Raw genomic sequence first — 18,599 nt, forward strand, 5'->3', positions numbered from 1 at the left:
AGAAATCCGGTGGGCCTTTTTCTTTGCCCTTCTCCCGCAAGGGGAGAAGGAAAGCGGTCGGCGGGAACACCGCGTCAGCCCCCGCGTTCGCCAGCGAGTGTTTCCAAAGGAGCCCTCGATGAAGTCCATCTGGACCCTGGCGGCCGTGTCCGCTGCGACCCTTTTGACCGGCGCCTGCGCCACGACCGACAACTACGCCTCGGCGTGCGAGCGCGACTACCGGGACAACCAGAGATACGCGACCGCCAGCGGCGCGGCTCTGGGCGCCATCGCCGGGGCCGCTATCGCGGGCGAGAACGACCGGGAACGAGGGGCCGCGATCGGGGCCCTGGCCGGTGGGCTTCTGGGCAATCAGCTGTCGGAGCGGGACGATCCCTGCGGCTACGGGTTCGGCGGCTATAATCGCGATGGCCGCTATGGCTACGACCGCGTGCCGAGGCGCGGGAGCTACGGCTACTACTGAGGCGTGGGCAAGACCTATCCGACGACGCCGGACGGACGGTATTTCGTGGTCCGTGGCCGTCTCTGGCGCGCGTCGAACGCGGCGCTGAGCGAGGGCGAGCGCGAGGCGCACGTCCGCGACCTGATGACGGCCAGGCGGGCGGTGCGGGCGGCGCTGGCGGAGGACGACGCGGACGCCCTGAAGGCGGCCAGGGCCGGGGTCCAGGCGGCCAAGGTCGCGCTGGGCGAGCGCGGTCCCGTCTGGTGGCGCGACGGCTCGCCGGACTTCAATCGCCATATGGCCAGGAACACCCCCTATGCCGCGTGGCATGCCGGGGTGGACGCGGGTTAAGAGGGCGGATGCTGTTCCGTCTGACCGTGATCCTGGCCTTGCTGTTCCTGGGCGGTTGCGTCGCTACCCATCCCGGCAAGGTGGATCGGGTGCGGTTCGCGCCTGATCGTGAGTTCGTGCAGGCACCGACCGAGGCCGGCATCGTGCGCGGGGTGCAGGGAGCCGGCGTCAGGGCCTTCCTCGGCGTTCCCTACGCCAGAGCGCCGATCGGAGATCTGCGGTGGCGAGGGCCAAGGCCGGTCGAGGCGTGGGACGGCGTGCGCGATGCGACGCGGCTGGGGTCCGATTGCACGCAGGCCTTGGGGCGCAAGGCCATCCTGGGCGGAGGCGCCGGGATCGTCGTCGGGTCCGAGGACTGTCTGTTCGTCAATGTGTACGCGCCCTTCCCCGATCAGGTCCGGGATGACGACCAGCCGGAAGCGCGGCCGGTGATGGTCTATCTGCATGGCGGAGCCTTCACGATCGGATCGGGGGCCAACTACGACCCGTCGCGGCTGGCGGTCGAGCAGGACCGGGTCGTGGTGACGGTCAATTTCCGGCTGGGGGCGCTGGGCTGGCTGGCGCATCCGGGTTTCGAGGCCGAGGGCGAGGGTGTCGGCGGGAACTGGGGCCTGATGGACCAGCAGGCGGCGCTGGCCTGGGTGCAGAGGAACATCGGGGCGTTCGGGGGCGATCCGGCGGACGTGACCCTGTTCGCGGAAAGCTCCGGCGCCTGGAGCGCCTGTTACCTGATGGCGTCGCCGGGGTCGGAGGGGCTGTATCAACGCGTGATCCTGCAGAGCGGACCGTGTCTGGAGCCGCAGTCGCTGAACGCGGCCAAGGATCAGGTTCCGGCCGGGCCGCCGTTTGCCGACGATCTGGGGTGCACGCAGCAGGGACAGGTAGAGTGCCTGCGCGAGCTGTCCGCCTGGCGGATCGCGCGGGCGCCGTCGTTGAGGTCTGGGATCAACGGGCCCGGATCGTGGGGGCCGGTGCATACGGATGCGATCGTGCCGCTCAGTCCGCCCGAGGCCTTTGCGTCAGGCCGGTTCACCCAGGTGCCGGTGATCGTGGGGACCAACACTGACGAGGGGCGACTGTTCGCTGTCGAGGTCAGGGATATGGACCGGTATGCCAAGGAGACGGTCTGGCTGTACGGCGCCGACGGGGAGCGGGCCCTGGCGCGGTATCCCGTGGGGGCCGAGGGGCCGGCGGTGGCCATCGCGCAGAGTTTCACCGACAGCCGGTTCTCTTGCCCGGCCGACGCCCTGCGACGGCTGCTGGCGCGCCATGTGCCGGTGCATGGCTATGAGTTCGCCGATGCGGAGGCGCCCTTCATCCTGCCCGACTGGATCACGGGCCTGGACATGGGGGCCTATCATGCGTCCGAGTTGGCCTATGTGTTCGGGACGAGCTGGCTGTTCGCGGATACCGGCAAATGGACGGACGAACAGCGGGCTCTGTCAGACCGGATGATGCGGCTGTGGGCCGGGTTCGGGCACGACCCGGCCTTCGAGGCGGAGTGGCCGCGAGTCAGTGAAGGCGGCGGGCCGGTCGTAGTGTTCGATCCCGCAGGGGACCGGGTCGATGCGACCTTCCACGACCGGCATCAGTGCGGGTTCTGGGGCGGGACGGCGCTGGGGGCGGTGGAGCCTAGCTGAAGACGACCTCGACGCCCGGCTTGACGGCGGCTGCCAGCTGTTCGGCGCTCCAGTTGGTCAGACGGACACAGCCGCTGGAGGCGGTCTTGGCGATCTTCGAGGGCTCGGGCGTGCCGTGGATGCCGTAGGTGTCGCGCGACAGCTCGATCCAGACGGAGCCGACCGGATTGTTCGGACCCGCGGGCACGACCAGACGCTTGTCGCCCCGGTCGTAGCTGACCCGCTCCGGGTCGTAGGTGTAGTCGGGTTCGTTGGCGACGCCGACGACCGTCAGGCGACCGGACGGGGCAGGGCGTTCGCTGGAGCCGATGGTGGCTGGATAGAAGGCCAGCAGGGTGCCGTCGGCACCATAGGCCCTGAGCGAACTCTCGGTCTTGTCGACCACGATGCGGGTGACGGCGGCGGGCAGGGGGGCGGCCGAGACGGCGGGGACGACGATGGTCGCGCCGACGCGCTCGAAGTTGGCGTCGGGGTTCAGCGCCGACAACAGAGCTTCGGTAACGTGGAACTTCTCGGCCAGGCCCTCGAAGGCGCTGGAGTAGTTCAGGGCGTCGAGTTCGGCCTGATCCTCAAGCGACGTCGGGACGGGACGGAAGGGGCCGGCGACATCCTCGGCCGTGATCGTATAGCGGGTCAGGACCGGAGCGGAGGCCTGTGTCAGCCTGGCGAAGACCTCGGCGGTCAGTTCGCCGTTCGACTGGAGACCGTTGGCCTTGGCGAAGGCGGCCAACGCCTGGCGCGTATTTTCGCCGCCGAGGCCGTCGATGGAGCCCGGCGAGAAGCGGGCGCGTTCGAGCAGGATCTGGGCGCGCACCATCTCCGGGCGAGGCGGCGTGTCGGCGGCGACAGTGGCCGGATCGGCGCCCGGCGCGGTCGGGGCCTGCGCGCCGGGCGTCACGGCCGGCGTCGCGGGCTCTGCCTGCCAGACCGCCGATTCGATCGCCTGGGCGGAAAGGGGACCTGTCGCGTTCACCTGGGCCGGTTGGGTCGCAGGCGCCGTCTCGGTCTGCGCTGTTCGCTCTCCTGATCCACAGGCGGCCAGGGAGACGGAGGCGAGGAGGACGGCGGCGAACGGCAGGCGGATCATGAATCGGACTCTCACGGGACTGGTCCTAGCCAACCCGCACGCCCGTTTACCGTTCCGCACAACCGACAGGGGCGGGGGCTTGCGTGCAACCCCGAAGCGGGGCCTACGTTCGGTTCGGGACGTTAGGGATTTGGTAACCATCATGCGACGCGCGCTTCGGATCGGCCTGTTCATCGGCACCCTGATCGGGGTCTCCGCCTGTGCGTCGCTGGATGACGGCCGGGGCGGCGCCTACGGCTCTGTCGAGGCCGGCCGGACCCGATGATCGCTCCGTCCAAGGAAATCGTGGCGAAACCGGCCGTGTTCGGCTAGGAAAGAACAGCGGACGCCGACGGTTGCGCCGCGCTGGTTCTCTCCCCCTAGATGTTACTGATCGCTATCGTCGTCGTTCTGCTCCTCGTGGTGCTCAACGGCCTTTTCGCGATGACCGAATTGGCGGTCGTCTCCTCACGCCGGTCGAAGCTGCAAAGCCGGGCCGAACGAGGGGATCGCGGCGCGCGAGCGGCGTTGAAACTGTCCGAGAACCCGACGCACTTCCTGTCGGCGGTTCAGGTGGGCATCACCCTGATCGGCATTCTGGCGGGCGCCTACGGCCAGGCGACGATCGCCGGCGAACTGGACAAGATACTTACCGCCGCCTTCCCGACGCTGGATGCCTACACTCAGATATTCTCGACGGCCCTGGTCGTCATCTGCATCACCTATATCTCGCTGATCGTCGGCGAACTTGTGCCCAAGCGGATCGCCCTGATCTTCCCCGAGGCCGTGGCGTCCAAGATGGCGGCGCCGATCTCGACCCTGGCCATCGTGCTCAATCCCTTCGTCCTGCTTCTGACGGCCTCGACCTCGGGCATCCTCAAGCTGCTGGGCGTAAAGGATCGGGACGGCTCCGACGTCACCCAGGAAGAGGTCGAGACCATGATCGCCGAGGGCACCTCGGCGGGTCTGATCGAGCCTGAAGAACAGACGATGATCGAGGAAATCCTGACCCTCGGCGACCGTCCGATTCGGGTGGCCATGACGCCGCGCCACGAGGTGTTCTGGATCGCTCTGGACGACACCGAAAAGGAACTGCGCGAGGAAATCCGCTCCTGCCCCTATTCGCGGATCGTGGTCGCCAGGGAGAACGACGTCGATAACCCGCTGGGCGTCGTCCACAAGAAGGACCTGCTGGACAGCCTGCTGAGCAACGGCAAATTCGATATCGAGGCCCTGGTCCAGACCCCGGCCTTCATTCCGCAGTCGACCTCGGTGCTCAAGGCCCTGGGGATCCTGAAGGCGTCCAAGGTCCACATGGCCTTCCTGGTCGATGAATACGGCGCCTTCGAAGGCGTGGTGACCGCGACCGACCTGCTGGAAATGATCGCCGGCGATTTCGACGAAGGGCACGACGACGTCGAGGCATGGATCCGCCAGCGCGAGGACGGCACCTGGATGGTCGATGGTCAGACGGACCTGGAGGAGCTGTCCGACGTGCTCGGCGAAGATTTCGGAGAGACCGAGGGCTTCCACACCGTGGCCGGCCTGGTGCTGCACCAGCTATCGCGCGTGCCGGACGAGGGCGAGATCCTGCAACTGGGCCGGTTCGAGGTCGAGGTCATCGACATGGACGACCGCCGCATCGACAAGCTGCTGTTCAAACAGCTGGTGAAGCCGGAAGACGAGGCCGAGGCCGTCGCGGCGCATCTGGATCAGTAAGTCCCCCTGAGGGCGGATTAGCCTTGAAATGGCCCGCCGGCTGGGGCATAGCCCCCGGTCTGGCGAGCAGACGCGCCGTTGGGTTCTCCCACGGCGCGCTTCTGTTTTGTCTAGGAGCTTAGCTCAGCTGGTAGAGCACCGGTCTCCAAAACCGGGGGTCGTGGGTTCGAATCCCCCAGCTCCTGCCACTTCCCCCTGTTCCCGCAGACTGGGCCTCCCCATCTGCGGGGACAGGATCAAGCGTTTACGAAGAGACCCCTAGAGCCCATGGCCAAGTCCAAGTTCCCCGGCGGACGCCGTACAGGCAACCCGGCCGCCGGCGCGAAGCCGCAGATGGCGGCGGCTGCATCGGCCTCCACGGTCACGGTGGATGCCCCAACGGCCAAGCCGCGCACGTCGCCGGCCCAGTTCTTCAGCCAGGTTCGTGCCGAGGCCCGCAAGATCGTCTGGCCGAGCCGCAAGGAGACCTGGATCACCTCGGTGATGGTCTTCATCATGGTGATCATCGCGGCGATCTTCTTCTGGGTGGTGGATACGGGCCTGGGCTTCGCCTCGCGCTTCATCCTCGCCCTCGGCCAATAAAGAACAGAAGGAGACGCGCCCATGACGGATGCAGCGCCCGAAACCAAGCCGGCCTCGAACCCGCGCCACAAGTGGTACATCGTCCACGCCTATTCGAACTTCGAGAAGAAGGTCGCCCAGCACATCCGCGATCAGGCCAAGCAGCGCGATCTGGAAGAGTGCTTCTCCGAAATCCTGGTGCCGACCGAGGACGTCGTCGAGATCCGTCGGGGCCGCAAGGTCAACTCCGAGCGCAAGTTCTTCCCGGGCTATGTCCTGGTGAAGATGGAACTGACCGACGACGCCTATCACCTGGTCAAGGACACGCCGAAGGTCACCGGCTTCCTGGGTGCCGCGGGCGGCACCAAGCCCCTGCCGGTCAGTGAGCGAGAAGTTCAGGCCATCATCGGCCAGGTGGAAGAGGGCGTCGAACGTCCCAAGCCCACCATCCGCTTCGACATCGGCGAGACCGTCAAGGTCATCGACGGCCCGTTCGCCAGCTTCGACGGCCAGGTGGAGAGCGTCGACGAAGACGCCGCCCGTCTGCGCGTCGCCGTGTCGATCTTCGGCCGCCCGACCCCGGTGGATCTGGAATACAGCCAGGTGGAGAAGGTCGCGGCCTAAGCGCATTCAGCTTGTCCCTTCCCCTCGGGGGAGGGTGGTCGCGCAAGCGGCCGGGTGGGGCGGTTCGGCAACGAGCCGCCTTTTTGCTGGAGAGTGTTCGGGTTGCCTTGCCGCCCCCACCCGGCCTCGCTTCGCTCAGCCACCCTCCCGCGAGTGGGAGGGAAAATGTCGGCGTTGCCTGATCCTCACCTCTCTGCTACACGCGCGCCTCCCGTGGCTCCGGCCCCGGGATAAATCCGTGGGAGGCAGCCATGCCCGACCACGGCTCACCGGCCCCGATTAGGTTCGGGGTCATTGTTTAGGAGAGACCAATGGCCAAGAAGATCCTCGGCTATATCAAGCTGCAGGTGCCGGCCGGTTCGGCCACGCCTTCCCCCCCGATCGGCCCGGCACTGGGTCAACGCGGCGTGAACATCATGGGCTTCGTCAAGGAGTTCAACGCGCGCACCGAGAAGGAAGTCAAAGGCACCCCCCTGCCGACCGTGATCACGGTCTACCAGGACAAGTCGTTCACCTTCGTCACCAAGACCCCGCCGGCCACCCACTACATCAAGCAGGCCGTGGGCATCACCTCGGGCTCCAAGCTGACGGGCCGCGAGACGGTCGGTTCGATCACCCGCACCCAGCTGCGCGAGATCGCCGAGAAGAAGATGAAGGACCTGAACGCCAACGATCTGGATGCTGCCGCCAAGATCATCGAAGGTTCCGCCAAGGCCATCGGCCTCAACATCGTGGAGCGCTGACCCATGGCCAAGCAAACCAAGGCTCAAAAAGCCCGCACCGGCGACACCCTGGCGCTGATCTCGTTCTCGGACGCCATCAAGGCCGTCAAGGAAAACGCCAAGGCCAAGTTCGACGAGTCGATCGAGATCGCCGTCAACCTGGGCGTCGACCCGCGTCACGCCGACCAGCAGGTTCGTGGCGTCGTCAACCTGCCGTCGGGTACGGGCCGGGATGTCCGCGTGGCGGTGTTCGCGAAGGACGCGAAGGCCGATGAGGCCCGTGCGGCCGGCGCGGAATATGTCGGCGCCGAGGATCTGTACGAGCAGATCGCAGGCGGCCTGATGGACTTCGACCGCGTCATCGCCTCGCCCGACATGATGGCCCTGGTGGGTCGTCTGGGTAAGGTGCTGGGTCCGCGCGGCCTGATGCCTAACCCCAAGGTCGGCACCGTGACGCCGAACGTCGGCCAGGCGGTCAAGGACGCCAAGGGCGGCGCAGTCGAGTTCCGCGTCGAGAAGGCCGGTATCGCCCATGGCGGCATCGGCAAGGCCTCCTTCACCCAGGAAGCCCTCGAAGCCAACGTGAAGGCCTATGTGGACGCCCTGAACCGCGCCAAGCCGGCCGGCGCCAAGGGCACCTACGTCAAGCGCATCACCCTGTCCTCGACCATGGGCCCGGGCTTCAAGATCGATCCGGCCTCGCTGACGGCCTGATTAAACTTACGATTTGACTTCTGATGGGGGCGGCGGCTGAAAGGTCGCCGCCCCTTTCTTTTTGCCCATCGCGCCGGAGACCCGAATGATCAACGACCCGATGTCGGAGAAATACGCCGGCGTTCCCGGCACCATCCCGCTGCCGGTCGCGCGGATGCGGGAAGGCACCAGTATCGCGGACCTCGGCAAGTGGATGGTTCTGGGCGAGACCTTCGCCCATATGGCCGCCCGCATCGCGCCGGTGGCCCAGCCTCGCTACGTCGACATCGGCTGCGGCTGCGGGAAGATGGCGCGGTTCCTGACGCTGGATCGGGGCTGCAGCTACCTGGGCATCGACATCCACAAGGCCGCGATCGACTGGTCCAACGAGGCCTTCGTCCAGCATCCCCGGTTCAACTTCGTCCACATCGACGTCGACTCGCCGATCGCCAATCCGGAGGGGACCATCGATCCGGCCGAAATCCATCTGCCGTGCGAGGATGGGACGGCGGACGTGGTGCTGTGCGGGTCGCTGTTCACCCACCTGATCGAGCCTGTCTTCATCCACTACATGGAAGAGATCGAGCGGCTGCTGTCGCCGGTCGGGCGGGCGCTGATCTCGATCCACAACGAGCCGGCGGACGGCCGTTTTTCGGGCGACGTGCCCAAGATCGACATCTCCGAGGACTATTTCCGCGAGATCGTCGAAGCCGCCGGTCTGAAGATCGTGCACCGCATCGGCTTCTGGCTGGGCCAGTATGTCTTCGTGGTCGGCAGGCCAGAGGATCCGGGATTGGATCTGGGCTGACCCGCCAAACGACAACGGCCCCGGAGAGCGATCTCCGGGGCCGTCTTGGTTTGCGGTCTTCGCTGTGCGCGGGGCCGAAAGACGGACTGCAAAAATCAGGCGACGTGAACCGCCGACACCGCCGATGCCGCAGGCCGATACCGCCGAGGCTGCTAATAGGCGGCGGTTGATGGCAGAGAACTGGCGGGATGGGCGTGATTTCTGGAGGTCTCCAGCCGCGTCCGATACGAGGCCGCTTGCGAGGGGGGCGAGACGCGACAGAGGTTGCCCGGAGAGTGGAGTTCGTAGGACAACTCCGGGTAACGGCCTGGAGGGCGAAGCGTGACTTTAAATCAGCAGATCAAGAAAGTGATGATCGCCGGCCGGGAGCGCATCCTGCGCTCGTTGCCCCACCCTGGTCGTGGATCCAGAAACGCTGATTTGGTCGCCCAGGAGGCTTCCGAGCACAGCCGTACCGAGGCGCAGGCATTGGCGACGCTCAGGCCGAAGTCGCTTCACGTGCTGATGGACATCGTCAACAAGTGCAACCTGCGCTGCATCATGTGCCATTTTACTTTCGACGAGGTCTTCTATCAGAAGTCCCAGCACATGTTGCCCGAAGATTTCGAGAAAATCATCAATAGCGTCGCCCCGTATACCCAGAAGCTTTCCCTTTCGGCCGCATACGAGCCGACATCATCTCCGCATTTTGCTGAAATTCTATTGCTTGCAGCTGGTAAAGATCTGGAGATCAGCTTCCTGACCAATGGAAACCTTCTGAACGAACGGGTGATCGAGGCGATACTGGATTCGGGGGTCTCGGAAGTCTGTTTTTCGATCCATGCCGCGCGGCCGGACACCTACGCCAAGATTCTCAAAGGCGGGAGCCTGGCTCGCGCTCGCGCGAACGTTGCCAGGCTGATCGAGCTGCGTGATCAGCGAGGGCTGGCCTACCCAAAGACCCAGCTAAACATCGCGCTCATGCGCAGCAACCTCGAGGAACTCACGGAGATCATCGATCTGGCGGCGGACCTGCGTATGGATTCCGTCGCCTTTCGCCATCTGATTGTGTTTGAGGGCTTGGGCATGGAAGAGGAGACGCTCGTCGGTCAGGACGACGCCGTCACGAACGCCTTTATTCGGGCCGCCCTGGAACGCGCGCAAGGGCGCAGGATTCGCGTCTATAACAGCCCGGACTTCTTCTCCGCCGAGGGCTTCTCACCTTTCAGCCAGTGGTCGGCGGAGCCGGCGGGGCCGCACTCTCAGCCTGCCGGAGCGACAGGGTTCTCGCCGATCGGCAACACAGACAATCCTCCGGAAGGATCTGACTTCGGCATGGAAGTCGAACTGTCGGGATGGGCTCTCGGGCCGACAGGCCTGAGGGAAGTCTATGTCGTCCGGATGCCAGTCGAAGGCGAGGACGAGGTCGCTGATGCCGATGGCCATATCAGGATCGGCTCTGCTCGCTTTCATAATGGGGTGAGAAGCGACGTCGCCGAGTTGTTTCCAGGAAACCGCTACGCCTACCGTGCGGGATGGTCATTTCGGCTAAGACGTTCAGACCTTCCCCGAGCTTTGTCCAATGTCGCCCTTAAGGTCGTAGCGGTGGACATGGATGGCTCTAAGCAGATTATCGGCGAAAGGCATTTGCGGCTCTCCGCCACTCTCTCCTGGTCAAACGCGCTGCGGTGCCACAAGCCGTTTGACAGTCTCTACATCGATGCTCGTTCGCTGGTTTATCCCTACCCGGACTGCCATACTGACGAGCCCTTCGGCGTACACGTTGGGCAGCCTTTCGATGAGGTCTGGAACGATCAGCGGCTCGTCGATCTTCGCGCACAGCTAGTCGCGGGCCAGGCGCCGGAGATGTGCGTCCACTGTCCTCTCTTCATCAACCGAGAGGTTGACGAGCTGGTGAATGTGGCTCCGCATCCGGACTTCTCGACAGAGACCCGGCGCTAGAGGCCAGGCATCGCCGTTCGAGTTCGCCCGACCCCGGTTGCTTTCCACGCTGCGTCCTGTATAGAGCGCGCCTCTCCGTCAGAGCTTCGGCCCTGACGGTCCTGTCCGAGAACTTCGGGGTCTGGGGGTCACCCAGGCCGTAAATGTCAGAGAGCCCTCTGACGCCGTGGGGAGATAGCGACGCAGACGACGAACGGTCGGCCCGGTTTCCGGGACGGACCCACGTCAGAGCATCCTTCGGACATCGCTGCCGGCCTAGACACAATGCGGCAACGCATTGGGCCCTGGCCACTCGCCGTCGGGAATAAGCCCGGCGTCGAACCTCAAGACTGGAGACCGCAATGGACCGCGCACAAAAAGCCGAGTCGATCGAGTCGCTGAAAAGCGTATTCGCTGACGCCGGCGCCGTGGTCGTGACCCACAACCTGGGTCTGACCGTTGCGGAAATGGAAGACCTGCGGGGCCGTCTGCGCACCGCGGGCGGAGCCTTCAAGGTGGTCAAGAACCGCCTGGCTCTGAAGGCTCTCGAAGCCGCCGAAGGTTCCGACCACCACGCCCTGTTCAAGGGCCCGGTCGGCATCGCCTACGCACCCGACGCCGTGACCGCCGCAAAGGTCACCGCCGAATTCGCCAAGACCAACGACAAGTTCGTCGTCCTGGGCGGCTTCATGGGTGACAAGGTTCTGGACGCGAAGGGCGTGGAGACTCTCTCCAAGCTGCCGTCGCTGGATCAGATCCGCGCTTCGTTCCTGGGACTGCTGTCGACGCCTGCGACCCGTATCGCCGGCATCGTTCAGGCCCCGGCCGCCCAACTGGCCCGCGTGTTCAACGCGTACGCCACCAAGGACGCCGCGTAAGCGAACCCGCTTCCATCTCTGCAAGAATCCAAACCAACCCAATCCTCCGAAGGAACTACTGAAATGGCCGACCTGAACAAGCTCGTCGAAGACCTGTCCGCTCTGACCGTCCTCGAAGCCGCTGAACTGTCCAAGCTGCTGGAAGAAAAGTGGGGCGTCTCCGCCGCCGCTCCGGTGGCCGTCGCTGCTGCCGGCGGCGCTGCCGCTGCTCCGGCTGAAGCCGCCGAAGAGCAAACCGAGTTCACCGTCGTCCTGATCGACGGCGGCGACAAGAAGATCAACGTCATCAAGGAAGTCCGTGGCGTGCGTTCGGACCTGGGTCTGAAGGAAGCCAAGGACCTGGTCGAAGGCGCTCCGCAGAACGTCGTCGAGAATGTCTCCAAGCAGAACGCCGACGAAGTCGCCAAGAAGCTGACGGAAGCCGGCGCCAAGGTCCAGATCAAGTAATCTGGACCGGCTTTCCCGCCCTTGAGGCGGGGTCGATCTTGAAGGCCCGATGGGAAACCATCGGGCCTTTTTCGTCTGGGCGGTAGCAACCGGGCGGGTGCGCCCCCATTTCGTGGCTCCCCCCGACGCAAGGACGCCCCTCATGAAAATCCTGATGGTTCTCACCTCCCACGATCAACTCGGCGACACCGGCAAGAAGACCGGCTTCTGGCTGGAAGAGGTCGCGGCGCCCTATTACGCGTTGAAGGATGCCGGCGCCGATATCGTGCTGGCCTCACCTGCGGGCGGTCAGCCTCCGCTGGACCCCAAGAGCGACGACGCCGACGCCCAGACGGACGACACGCGTCGGTTCAAGGCCGATCCCGAGGCGCAGAAGGTTCTGGCGACCACGGTGACCCTCGACAGCGTGACCGCCGCTGATTTTGACGGGGTCTTCTATCCCGGCGGGCACGGCCCGCTTTGGGACCTGGCCGAGGATCCGGTGTCGATCGCGCTGATCGAGGCCTTTGCAAAGGCTGACAAGCCGGTGGCCGCGGTCTGTCACGCGCCGGGCGTCCTGAAACACGTCAAGGCCGAGAACGGCGAGCCTCTGGTCAAGGGGCGGGCGGTCGCGGGCTTCACCAACTCCGAAGAGGAGGCGGTGGGGCTGACTGATGTGGTGCCGTTCCTGGTCGAGGACATGCTGAAAGCCCATGGCGGCCTCTATGCCAAGGGCGATGACTGGGCGTCGTTCGTGCAGGTCGATGGCAAGCTGATTACCGGGCAGAACCCGGGATCGTCGCGTGAGGCGGCCGAGGCGCTGCTGGCGCAACTGAAGGCTTAACGGCCCCAATCAGCAGAATTCGTCGAGACGCTGACGGCAGCCAGCGCGAGGGCGCCGAGCAAGAAAGACCCTGTCCTCGCGGACTGGATCTGCGAAGGGCCGGTGGGAAACCACCGGCTCTTTCGTCTGTGCGTGTGGGTGGGGCGTGAGTTCCGGTTTGCACACCGAATGGAAAGTCAGTTCTCGACCCGTTGCAGACCTTTTCGTTAGAGGCCGAGAAAGTTCGCCAGCACTACGGTGATTGCGAATGCGAACAGACCTCCGCCCACGAGGAGTAGAGCGGACAGTAAGTCTCGCCTGAATAGGCAGACCGCAATCACGCTTCCGACGACAAGCGCAAACATCACAATGAAGGCGTCTAGAGCCCGACGCTCCGAAACGGTTGAAATCATTAGACCTACAACGACGCAGACCGCCCACGAAGACAGGACGATCGCGATCAGTCGATCGCCCTTCTCCCTAGTGAAAGTCATCCGTGCCCCCTTTTGTCGCCAGCCAACATATGAAGGCGGGTGTCCGCAATCCACCCGTTACTGACATTGGCTAGGTCCGCTCTCCGACCTCTAGGGCGCCGCGAGCCGTGATCGGGCCTATGGCCGGGCGGCGTCGATGCAGGGGAGGATCAGATCCTCGATCTGGTTGATCGCGGCGTGCAGGGTGCTGGGGCCGGGACCGGTGCTCTGCACGATGTCGATGAAGCCTCCGTCCGGGAGGCGCGCCGGGCCCCAGACCCAGTTGGTCGGGCCATGCGGGGGCGGTGGGGGCGGGAAAAGCGAGGTTTGATAAACCGACAGACCGGGCGTCGTGAGGGTCGCGGCGGGCAGGTCTTCGAACAGCAAAGCCGCCTGTCGAAGGGCGGGGCAGTCCGCCTCCTCGATCATTACAGCATGCTCGTGGTCGCCGTCGGCGGTCAGGAGCGACCGTCTGGCCGCCAACTGCGTGGTCCCGAGCTTGATGTAGATTTCCGTCGCCCAGAAGCCCGGTTCGCGGGTTGTCGCGATGGCTGCGAGAAAGCCGTGGCCGGCGGGCGCTGCCTGCCGACTGTGGGCCACAGAGACGTAGGCCACACTCGATTGCGCCGCCAGCGACGCGGCGATGAGCAGGGCGACCGACACAGATCTACCGCCCGCGCGCCGACATGATGTCGCCGATCCGGTCGCGCGTGCCCTCGATCCGCTCGAGGCGCGGGTAGCGGAGGCCGCCAGTGTAGGTGAGCTCGACCGTGCGGATGCGCTGGCCGTTCTTCAGGATCAGGCGGATCGGAGCGTCGCCGGACTTGGCGGCGGTGACGGCGGTGCGCAGGACCTCGGCGGTGGCGACGCGGTCTCCGACGGCGATCAGGTCCCAGCCGGCGCCGATGCCCGCCTCATAGGCCGGGCCGCCCCACTGGATGGCGCCGATGCGCAGGCTCGGGCCGGCCAGGCTGAAGCCCAGGGAGTAGCGGAAGTCAGAGCCCCAGTTGCCGTGCATCGCCTTTTCGTCGGCGTTCGGCTCCTCGACATAGATCAGGCGGTAACCGCCGCGCTCCAGGCCATCCAGAGGCGCGCGGGCATCGGGGCCGGCGGCGTCGAGGCGGGTGCGCAGGAAGGTCGCCCAGTCGTGTGGCTGGACCGCGTTGAGGGCCGCGACCACGTCGGCGAAGGTATAGCCCTGGGGCGTCCACGATCCGTCCGTGCCCTCGGGCGAGAAGAAGGTGCGGGCGAAGTCGTCGAGCGACCGGCGGTCGCGGCTGAGCTCTCGGATCAGGGTGTCGGCGTCCAGCCACATCAGGGCGGCTTCGTCATAGTAGTCGCCGGTGCCGCGCATCCATGACGGCCACTGGCCGGGGACGCGATAGCCGAGCAGGTTGTGGTTGTTGGTGTCCTGCAGGTTCCGCCACGCGCGGCCCGGCTGGTTCTCGTAGAAGGCGGCGCGGTCGGCCAGGCCGATCAGGGCCTGGGCCTTGGTGTGAAGGCCGGCGCGGGCGGATAGGACGTCGCCCCAGTATTCGGTCTGGCCCTCATAGACCCACAAGAGGCTGTTCTCGGTCGGGACGTTGTAGTTGGCGGTCAGCTCGTCGGCCGGGCGCATGAACTTGCCGTTCCAGGAGTGGGCGTATTCGTGCGGCAGCAGGGCCCGGTTACCGGCAGAGGCGCTCCAGCTGGTGAAGAAGTTGGGGCCGGCGGTGTTCTCAGAACTGCGGTGATGCTCCAGCCCGATCCCGCCCAGCTGGTCGGTGAGGGCGAACAGGAAGTCGTACTTGTCGAAATGGCGCGAGCCGAACAGGCGGTCCGCCTGGGTCACCATGTTGGTGTAGAAGCCGATCTGCTCGTCGGTGGGAGCCAGGTTCGCAGCCGTGTCGGCGACGATGTTCAGGTGGACGTCCTCGCCCGTCGGGTCGATGTCGATGCGGCGATAGTGCTCGCCCGCGAACATCGGGCTGTCGACCAGGGTGTAGAGGTCGGTTGGGGCAAAGGTGGCGACGCCGTTCTCGAACGAGGTGGTCTCAAGCGCCACGCCGTAGTTCCAGCCCGTGGGCAGCTTGATGCTGGGGGCGAAGGTGATGCCGGTTGACTGATAGCCGGCCGGGTAGAGCAGGGCCTTTTCCCACTCCATGTTGACGATCGACGGGGTCATGACGACGCGCCAGTTGGCGTTGTCGGCCTGGGTCAGCCACTGGAACTCTGCGACGATTTCGGTCGCGCCCTCGGGGACATCGATGTGGAAGGCGTAGGGATCGACGGCGTCGCGGCGCCATTCGATCCGCTGGCCGGCGGCGGTCAGGGTCAGGCCGGCCAACAGCTGGATAGGACCTGAGTCGGCGTGGTTGCCCGGCAGATATTTCGGATACAGCAGCGTCAGGCTGCGGCTTGCGACGGGGATGGTCTGGCGCACCGAGATGACGCGGTGATCGAGGTCGGTGGCGTCGACCTCGTACTTGATGACGCCGGGATAGGTCGCTTGCGTCGGGGCCGGGATCTGGGGGCTGTCGGGGAAGCCGCCGATGTCGGGGGTGGTCGGGCCGCGCGGCGCTGCTGTCTGGGCCGCCGAGGGCGAGGCGCTCGCGATCAGAAGGGCGGCGAGGCAGGCGGAGACGGCGAGACGCGACATTGGCTGGTCCGAGGCTGACGGCGAGGGGCCGCAGAGGACGCCGGGGGCGATCTCAGGTCAAGGGCGCACGATGCAGCAGGGAGCCGTCGCCGTAGGAATAGAAGCGATAGCCGTCCGCGACGGCGTGGGCGTAGGCGGCCTTCATGGTGTCGAGGCCGGCGAAGGCGCTGACCAGCATGAACAGGGTCGACTTCGGCAGGTGGAAGTTGGTCATCAGGACATCGGCGGCGCGGAAGGCATAGCCGGGCGTGATGAAGATGGCCGTGTCGCCGTGGAAGGGCTGGATCACGCCCTCGGGCGTCGTGGCGGATTCGAGCAGGCGCAGCGAGGTGGTGCCGACGCAGACGATGCGGCCGCCCTTGGCGTGGACGGCGTTGAGGGCGGCGGCGGTCTCAGGCGACACCTCGCCCCACTCCGAGTGCATCCTGTGCTCGGACGTGTCGTCGGCCTTGACAGGCAGGAAGGTGCCCGCGCCGACGTGAAGGGTCACGGCATGGGTGGTGACGCCCTTGGCGCGGATGGCCTCGAGCAGGCGAGGCGTGAAGTGCAGACCCGCCGTGGGGGCGGCGACGGAGCCGTCGTGCTCGGCGAAGACGGTCTGGTAGTCCGAACGGTCGCGGTCGTCCTCGGGGCGTTTGGCGGCGATATAGGGGGGCAGGGGCATGACGCCGACCTCGCGGATGGCGTCGTCGAGGGCCGGGCCGGAGAGATCGAACTTCAGCGTGATCAGGCCGTCGTCATGCTTGGCTTCGACGGTGGCGGTCAGGGTTTGGAAGGCGACACGGTCGCCGGGCTTGATGCGCTTGCCCGGCTTCATGAAGGCCGACCAGGCATCGGGGGCGTCGCGGTGGTGCAGGGTGGCCTCGACCTCGACGGTCAGGGTTTCGCCCTCGGGGCCGCCGATGACGGGGTTGGGGCGCTGGCGGACGCCGGACAGGCGGGCGGGGATGACGCGGGTGTCGTTGAAGACCAGGGCGTCGCCGGGGCGCAGGAAGTCGGGCAGGTCGGAGATGACGTGGTCCGACAGGTCGCCGTCCTTGACGACCAGCAGGCGGGCGCTGTCGCGCGGGTCGGCGGGCCGCAGGGCGATGCGGTCCTCGGGCAGGTCGAAGTCGAAATCGGCGGTCTTCATGGTCGGCGCGAATGGCCACGGGGGCGAGGCGGGGTCAAGAGCGGGGCGACCATCTGTCCGGGCGACCGGGGCGACCGGTAAGGTCATAATGAGCATATGAAACTTTTGACCGTTCTCGCCGTCTCCGGCCTCGCCCTGTCCATCGCCGCCTGCGAGGACGGCGCCTCCGCCTTGCAGGACCTTCAGGACACGGCCGCCCAGGCCGAGGCGACACTGAACACCGTCAACACCCGCACGGCCCAGATCCAGCAGACGATCGACAATCCGGGCGGAGCGCTGCTGGCGGCCGTGGGCGCGACCTTCTCGAAGACGGCGACGGACCAGCCGGGCGTCTATGTGCTGACCGACCTGCAGACGGGCTGCCAGTTCCTGGGCACCTATGGGCCGGACGGGACGACGGTGAGTTCGATCGCGCCGCGTGTCGAAGCGGCGCCGGGCGGCGGAACGCGACAGCGCTGCGTGACCATTCCGGGCGTGGCCAGTCCCGAGGCGGCCGAGAGCGAAGCCGAGGGCTGACAGATGGGCGCCGGCTGCTAGGCTGGCGCCGATGATCACCCTGGACTGGAAGACCGGCTTCGAGATCGAGCTGATGGCGCCATCCGGCCTGTCGCGGCGCGATCTGGCGGAGGCCGTGGCCGCGCGCGTCGGCGGGACAGTCGAACGCTTCTTTCACCCGCAGTCCGAGCCCAGCGCCGTCGAGGGACGGCCCGTGTTCGAGAACCTGACGCCGGGATTTCGAGTGCGGGACGGGCAGGGGACATGGGTCGCGTCCTTCGTCGACGACCTGACGCTGCAACGCGATCTGGACCGGGAGCGGGCGCCGCTGGCGGGCTGGCGGCGGATCGTCGCCGACGACGGACGGCTGTTGAGACTGGTGGAGCGGCATTGCGATCCCGATGCGGCGGGCGACCGGGCGTTGGAGCCGCTGGCCGCCCTGTTCGGGACGCAGGCGCAGCGGCATGAGGCGGAGATGGTGCGGGTCGTCGATGCGAACGGCCGGTCGGTGGCCATCGACGCCCCTCTGCCCGGCGAGCGCGAGCGGCCCTGCGAGATCGTGACGGCGCCGATCGACAGGGACCATGCGGCGGTGCTGGAAGGTCTGCTGGCCGATGCGCGGGCGCTGGGTTTCGTCGTGCCGGTCGAGGGGGCGACCCACCTGCATTTCGACGGCGAGGCGCTCTGTTCGGCGCAGGCGATTGCGGGGTTGGTCGAGATCTGGACGCGGCATGGCGAGGCGTTGAAGCGGCTGGTCGGGGTCAATCCGCGCTGCGTGCGGCTGGGCGACTGGCCGATGGGGCTGGCCGATCTGACTGGCGGCGAGGCGTTCGCGGCGATGGACTGGACCGAGGCGAAGGCGGCCTTTGGGGCTGCGGGACTGACCAAATACTGCGACCTCAATCTGTTGAACCTGCTGACCGGTCGGGCGGACAAGCACACGGTCGAGGTGAGGGTTCTGCCTGCCGTGCTGGAGGTCGAGCCTCTGATGCAGGCGACCGCTCTGTTCGAGGCTGTTCTGGGTTGGTGCCGGGATCGGGCGCCGGGAGAGGCGACTCCGCGCAGCTTGGTAGACCTGCTGATCCAGTCGCCTATGGACGAGACGGCGAAATCGCATTGGCTGAACGCTGTGCGGCGAGAGAACGCAGCTATCGCCTGAACGTCAACAGGCTATAGTCGGGCGTCGGC

Annotated in this window: 20 protein-coding genes and 1 tRNA gene; 17 read left to right on the plus strand and 4 right to left on the minus strand. The window is 66.2% G+C overall.

Annotated elements, in window-relative coordinates; translation table 11 throughout:
- The first annotated feature begins 118 nt into the window (after positions 1-118).
- From ACW171_RS00925 to ACW171_RS00935, 3 genes are read left to right on the plus strand one after another with little or no spacing between them, the layout of a single operon-like run.
- Positions 119-463, plus strand: coding sequence for a YMGG-like glycine zipper-containing protein (locus ACW171_RS00925; protein ID WP_492095063.1), 345 nt, complete (start codon positions 119-121; stop codon positions 461-463).
- Between the two features lie 3 nt (positions 464-466).
- Positions 467-793, plus strand: coding sequence for a hypothetical protein (locus ACW171_RS00930; protein WP_492095065.1), 327 nt, complete (start codon positions 467-469; stop codon positions 791-793).
- A gap of 8 nt (positions 794-801) precedes the next feature.
- A complete protein-coding gene (locus tag ACW171_RS00935; RefSeq protein WP_492095067.1) occupies positions 802-2,433 on the plus strand; it encodes a carboxylesterase/lipase family protein in 1,632 nt (543 codons plus the stop codon).
- Here ACW171_RS00935 and ACW171_RS00940 read toward each other — a convergent pair.
- Positions 2,426-3,520, minus strand: a complete 1,095-nt coding sequence (locus tag ACW171_RS00940; protein ID WP_492095070.1) for a L,D-transpeptidase family protein — start codon at positions 3,518-3,520, stop codon at positions 2,426-2,428. The two genes, ACW171_RS00935 and ACW171_RS00940, sit on opposite strands and share 8 nt — an antisense overlap.
- 142 nt (positions 3,521-3,662) lie before the next feature.
- Here ACW171_RS00940 and ACW171_RS00945 point away from each other — a divergent pair, with 142 nt between their 5' ends.
- The 12 genes from ACW171_RS00945 (at position 3,663) to ACW171_RS01000 (ending at position 12,694) form a co-directional block, all read left to right on the plus strand.
- Positions 3,663-3,785 carry a hypothetical protein gene (locus ACW171_RS00945; RefSeq protein WP_492095071.1) on the plus strand — a complete coding sequence of 41 codons (123 nt, stop codon included), beginning with the start codon at positions 3,663-3,665 and terminating at the stop codon, positions 3,783-3,785.
- A gap of 98 nt (positions 3,786-3,883) precedes the next feature.
- On the plus strand, positions 3,884-5,218 hold the full coding sequence (locus ACW171_RS00950) for a hemolysin family protein (RefSeq protein ID WP_492095073.1): 1,335 nt from the start codon (positions 3,884-3,886) through the stop codon (positions 5,216-5,218).
- 112 nt (positions 5,219-5,330) lie between these two features.
- Positions 5,331-5,406: transfer RNA gene (locus ACW171_RS00955), tRNA-Trp, on the plus strand.
- A gap of 79 nt (positions 5,407-5,485) precedes the next feature.
- Positions 5,486-5,800 carry a preprotein translocase subunit SecE gene (gene secE, locus ACW171_RS00960; protein ID WP_492095075.1) on the plus strand — a complete coding sequence of 105 codons (315 nt, stop codon included), beginning with the start codon at positions 5,486-5,488 and terminating at the stop codon, positions 5,798-5,800.
- A 21-nt stretch (positions 5,801-5,821) separates the two neighbouring features.
- On the plus strand, positions 5,822-6,403 hold the full coding sequence (gene nusG, locus ACW171_RS00965; RefSeq protein ID WP_492095077.1) for a transcription termination/antitermination protein NusG: 582 nt from the start codon (positions 5,822-5,824) through the stop codon (positions 6,401-6,403).
- Positions 6,404-6,714: 311 nt separating this feature from the next.
- Complete coding sequence (rplK, locus tag ACW171_RS00970; RefSeq protein ID WP_492095079.1) at positions 6,715-7,146, plus strand: 50S ribosomal protein L11; 432 nt, start codon at positions 6,715-6,717, stop codon at positions 7,144-7,146.
- Between the two features lie 3 nt (positions 7,147-7,149).
- The gene (rplA, locus tag ACW171_RS00975) at positions 7,150-7,839 is read left to right on the plus strand and encodes a 50S ribosomal protein L1 (protein WP_492095081.1); all 690 of its coding nucleotides are present in this window, start codon (positions 7,150-7,152) and stop codon (positions 7,837-7,839) included.
- Positions 7,840-7,924: 85 nt separating this feature from the next.
- The gene (locus ACW171_RS00980; protein ID WP_492095083.1) at positions 7,925-8,626 is read left to right on the plus strand and encodes a class I SAM-dependent methyltransferase; all 702 of its coding nucleotides are present in this window, start codon (positions 7,925-7,927) and stop codon (positions 8,624-8,626) included.
- Positions 8,627-8,947: 321 nt separating this feature from the next.
- Positions 8,948-10,567, plus strand: coding sequence for a radical SAM/SPASM domain-containing protein (locus ACW171_RS00985; RefSeq protein WP_492095085.1), 1,620 nt, complete (start codon positions 8,948-8,950; stop codon positions 10,565-10,567).
- A 341-nt stretch (positions 10,568-10,908) separates the two neighbouring features.
- The gene (rplJ, locus tag ACW171_RS00990; protein ID WP_492095087.1) at positions 10,909-11,424 is read left to right on the plus strand and encodes a 50S ribosomal protein L10; all 516 of its coding nucleotides are present in this window, start codon (positions 10,909-10,911) and stop codon (positions 11,422-11,424) included.
- Between the two features lie 63 nt (positions 11,425-11,487).
- Positions 11,488-11,871 carry a 50S ribosomal protein L7/L12 gene (gene rplL, locus ACW171_RS00995; protein ID WP_492095089.1) on the plus strand — a complete coding sequence of 128 codons (384 nt, stop codon included), beginning with the start codon at positions 11,488-11,490 and terminating at the stop codon, positions 11,869-11,871.
- A gap of 142 nt (positions 11,872-12,013) precedes the next feature.
- A complete protein-coding gene (locus tag ACW171_RS01000; protein WP_492095091.1) occupies positions 12,014-12,694 on the plus strand; it encodes a type 1 glutamine amidotransferase domain-containing protein in 681 nt (226 codons plus the stop codon).
- A gap of 590 nt (positions 12,695-13,284) precedes the next feature.
- On the opposite strand, the gene ACW171_RS01005 is transcribed toward ACW171_RS01000, so the two are convergent.
- Genes ACW171_RS01005 through queA form a run of 3 tightly spaced genes read right to left on the minus strand, consistent with a single transcriptional unit; the run spans position 13,285 to position 16,916 of the window.
- Positions 13,285-13,809 carry a hypothetical protein gene (locus ACW171_RS01005; protein ID WP_492095092.1) on the minus strand — a complete coding sequence of 175 codons (525 nt, stop codon included), beginning with the start codon at positions 13,807-13,809 and terminating at the stop codon, positions 13,285-13,287.
- A gap of 4 nt (positions 13,810-13,813) precedes the next feature.
- Positions 13,814-15,784 carry a M61 family metallopeptidase gene (locus ACW171_RS01010; protein ID WP_492095094.1) on the minus strand — a complete coding sequence of 657 codons (1,971 nt, stop codon included), beginning with the start codon at positions 15,782-15,784 and terminating at the stop codon, positions 13,814-13,816.
- Between the two features lie 52 nt (positions 15,785-15,836).
- Positions 15,837-16,916, minus strand: a complete 1,080-nt coding sequence (queA, locus tag ACW171_RS01015) for a tRNA preQ1(34) S-adenosylmethionine ribosyltransferase-isomerase QueA (protein WP_492095096.1) — start codon at positions 16,914-16,916, stop codon at positions 15,837-15,839.
- Between the two features lie 96 nt (positions 16,917-17,012).
- Here queA and ACW171_RS01020 point away from each other — a divergent pair, with 96 nt between their 5' ends.
- Together ACW171_RS01020 and ACW171_RS01025 are read left to right on the plus strand one after the other, a co-directional pair.
- Entirely contained in the window at positions 17,013-17,432 is a 420-nt protein-coding gene (locus ACW171_RS01020; RefSeq protein WP_492095098.1) for a hypothetical protein, read from the plus strand.
- 31 nt (positions 17,433-17,463) lie between these two features.
- Complete coding sequence (locus ACW171_RS01025) at positions 17,464-18,570, plus strand: amidoligase family protein (RefSeq protein WP_492095100.1); 1,107 nt, start codon at positions 17,464-17,466, stop codon at positions 18,568-18,570.
- Positions 18,571-18,599: the final 29 nt, after the last annotated feature.

This window comes from Brevundimonas sp. FV1ye28, assembly GCF_058681135.1.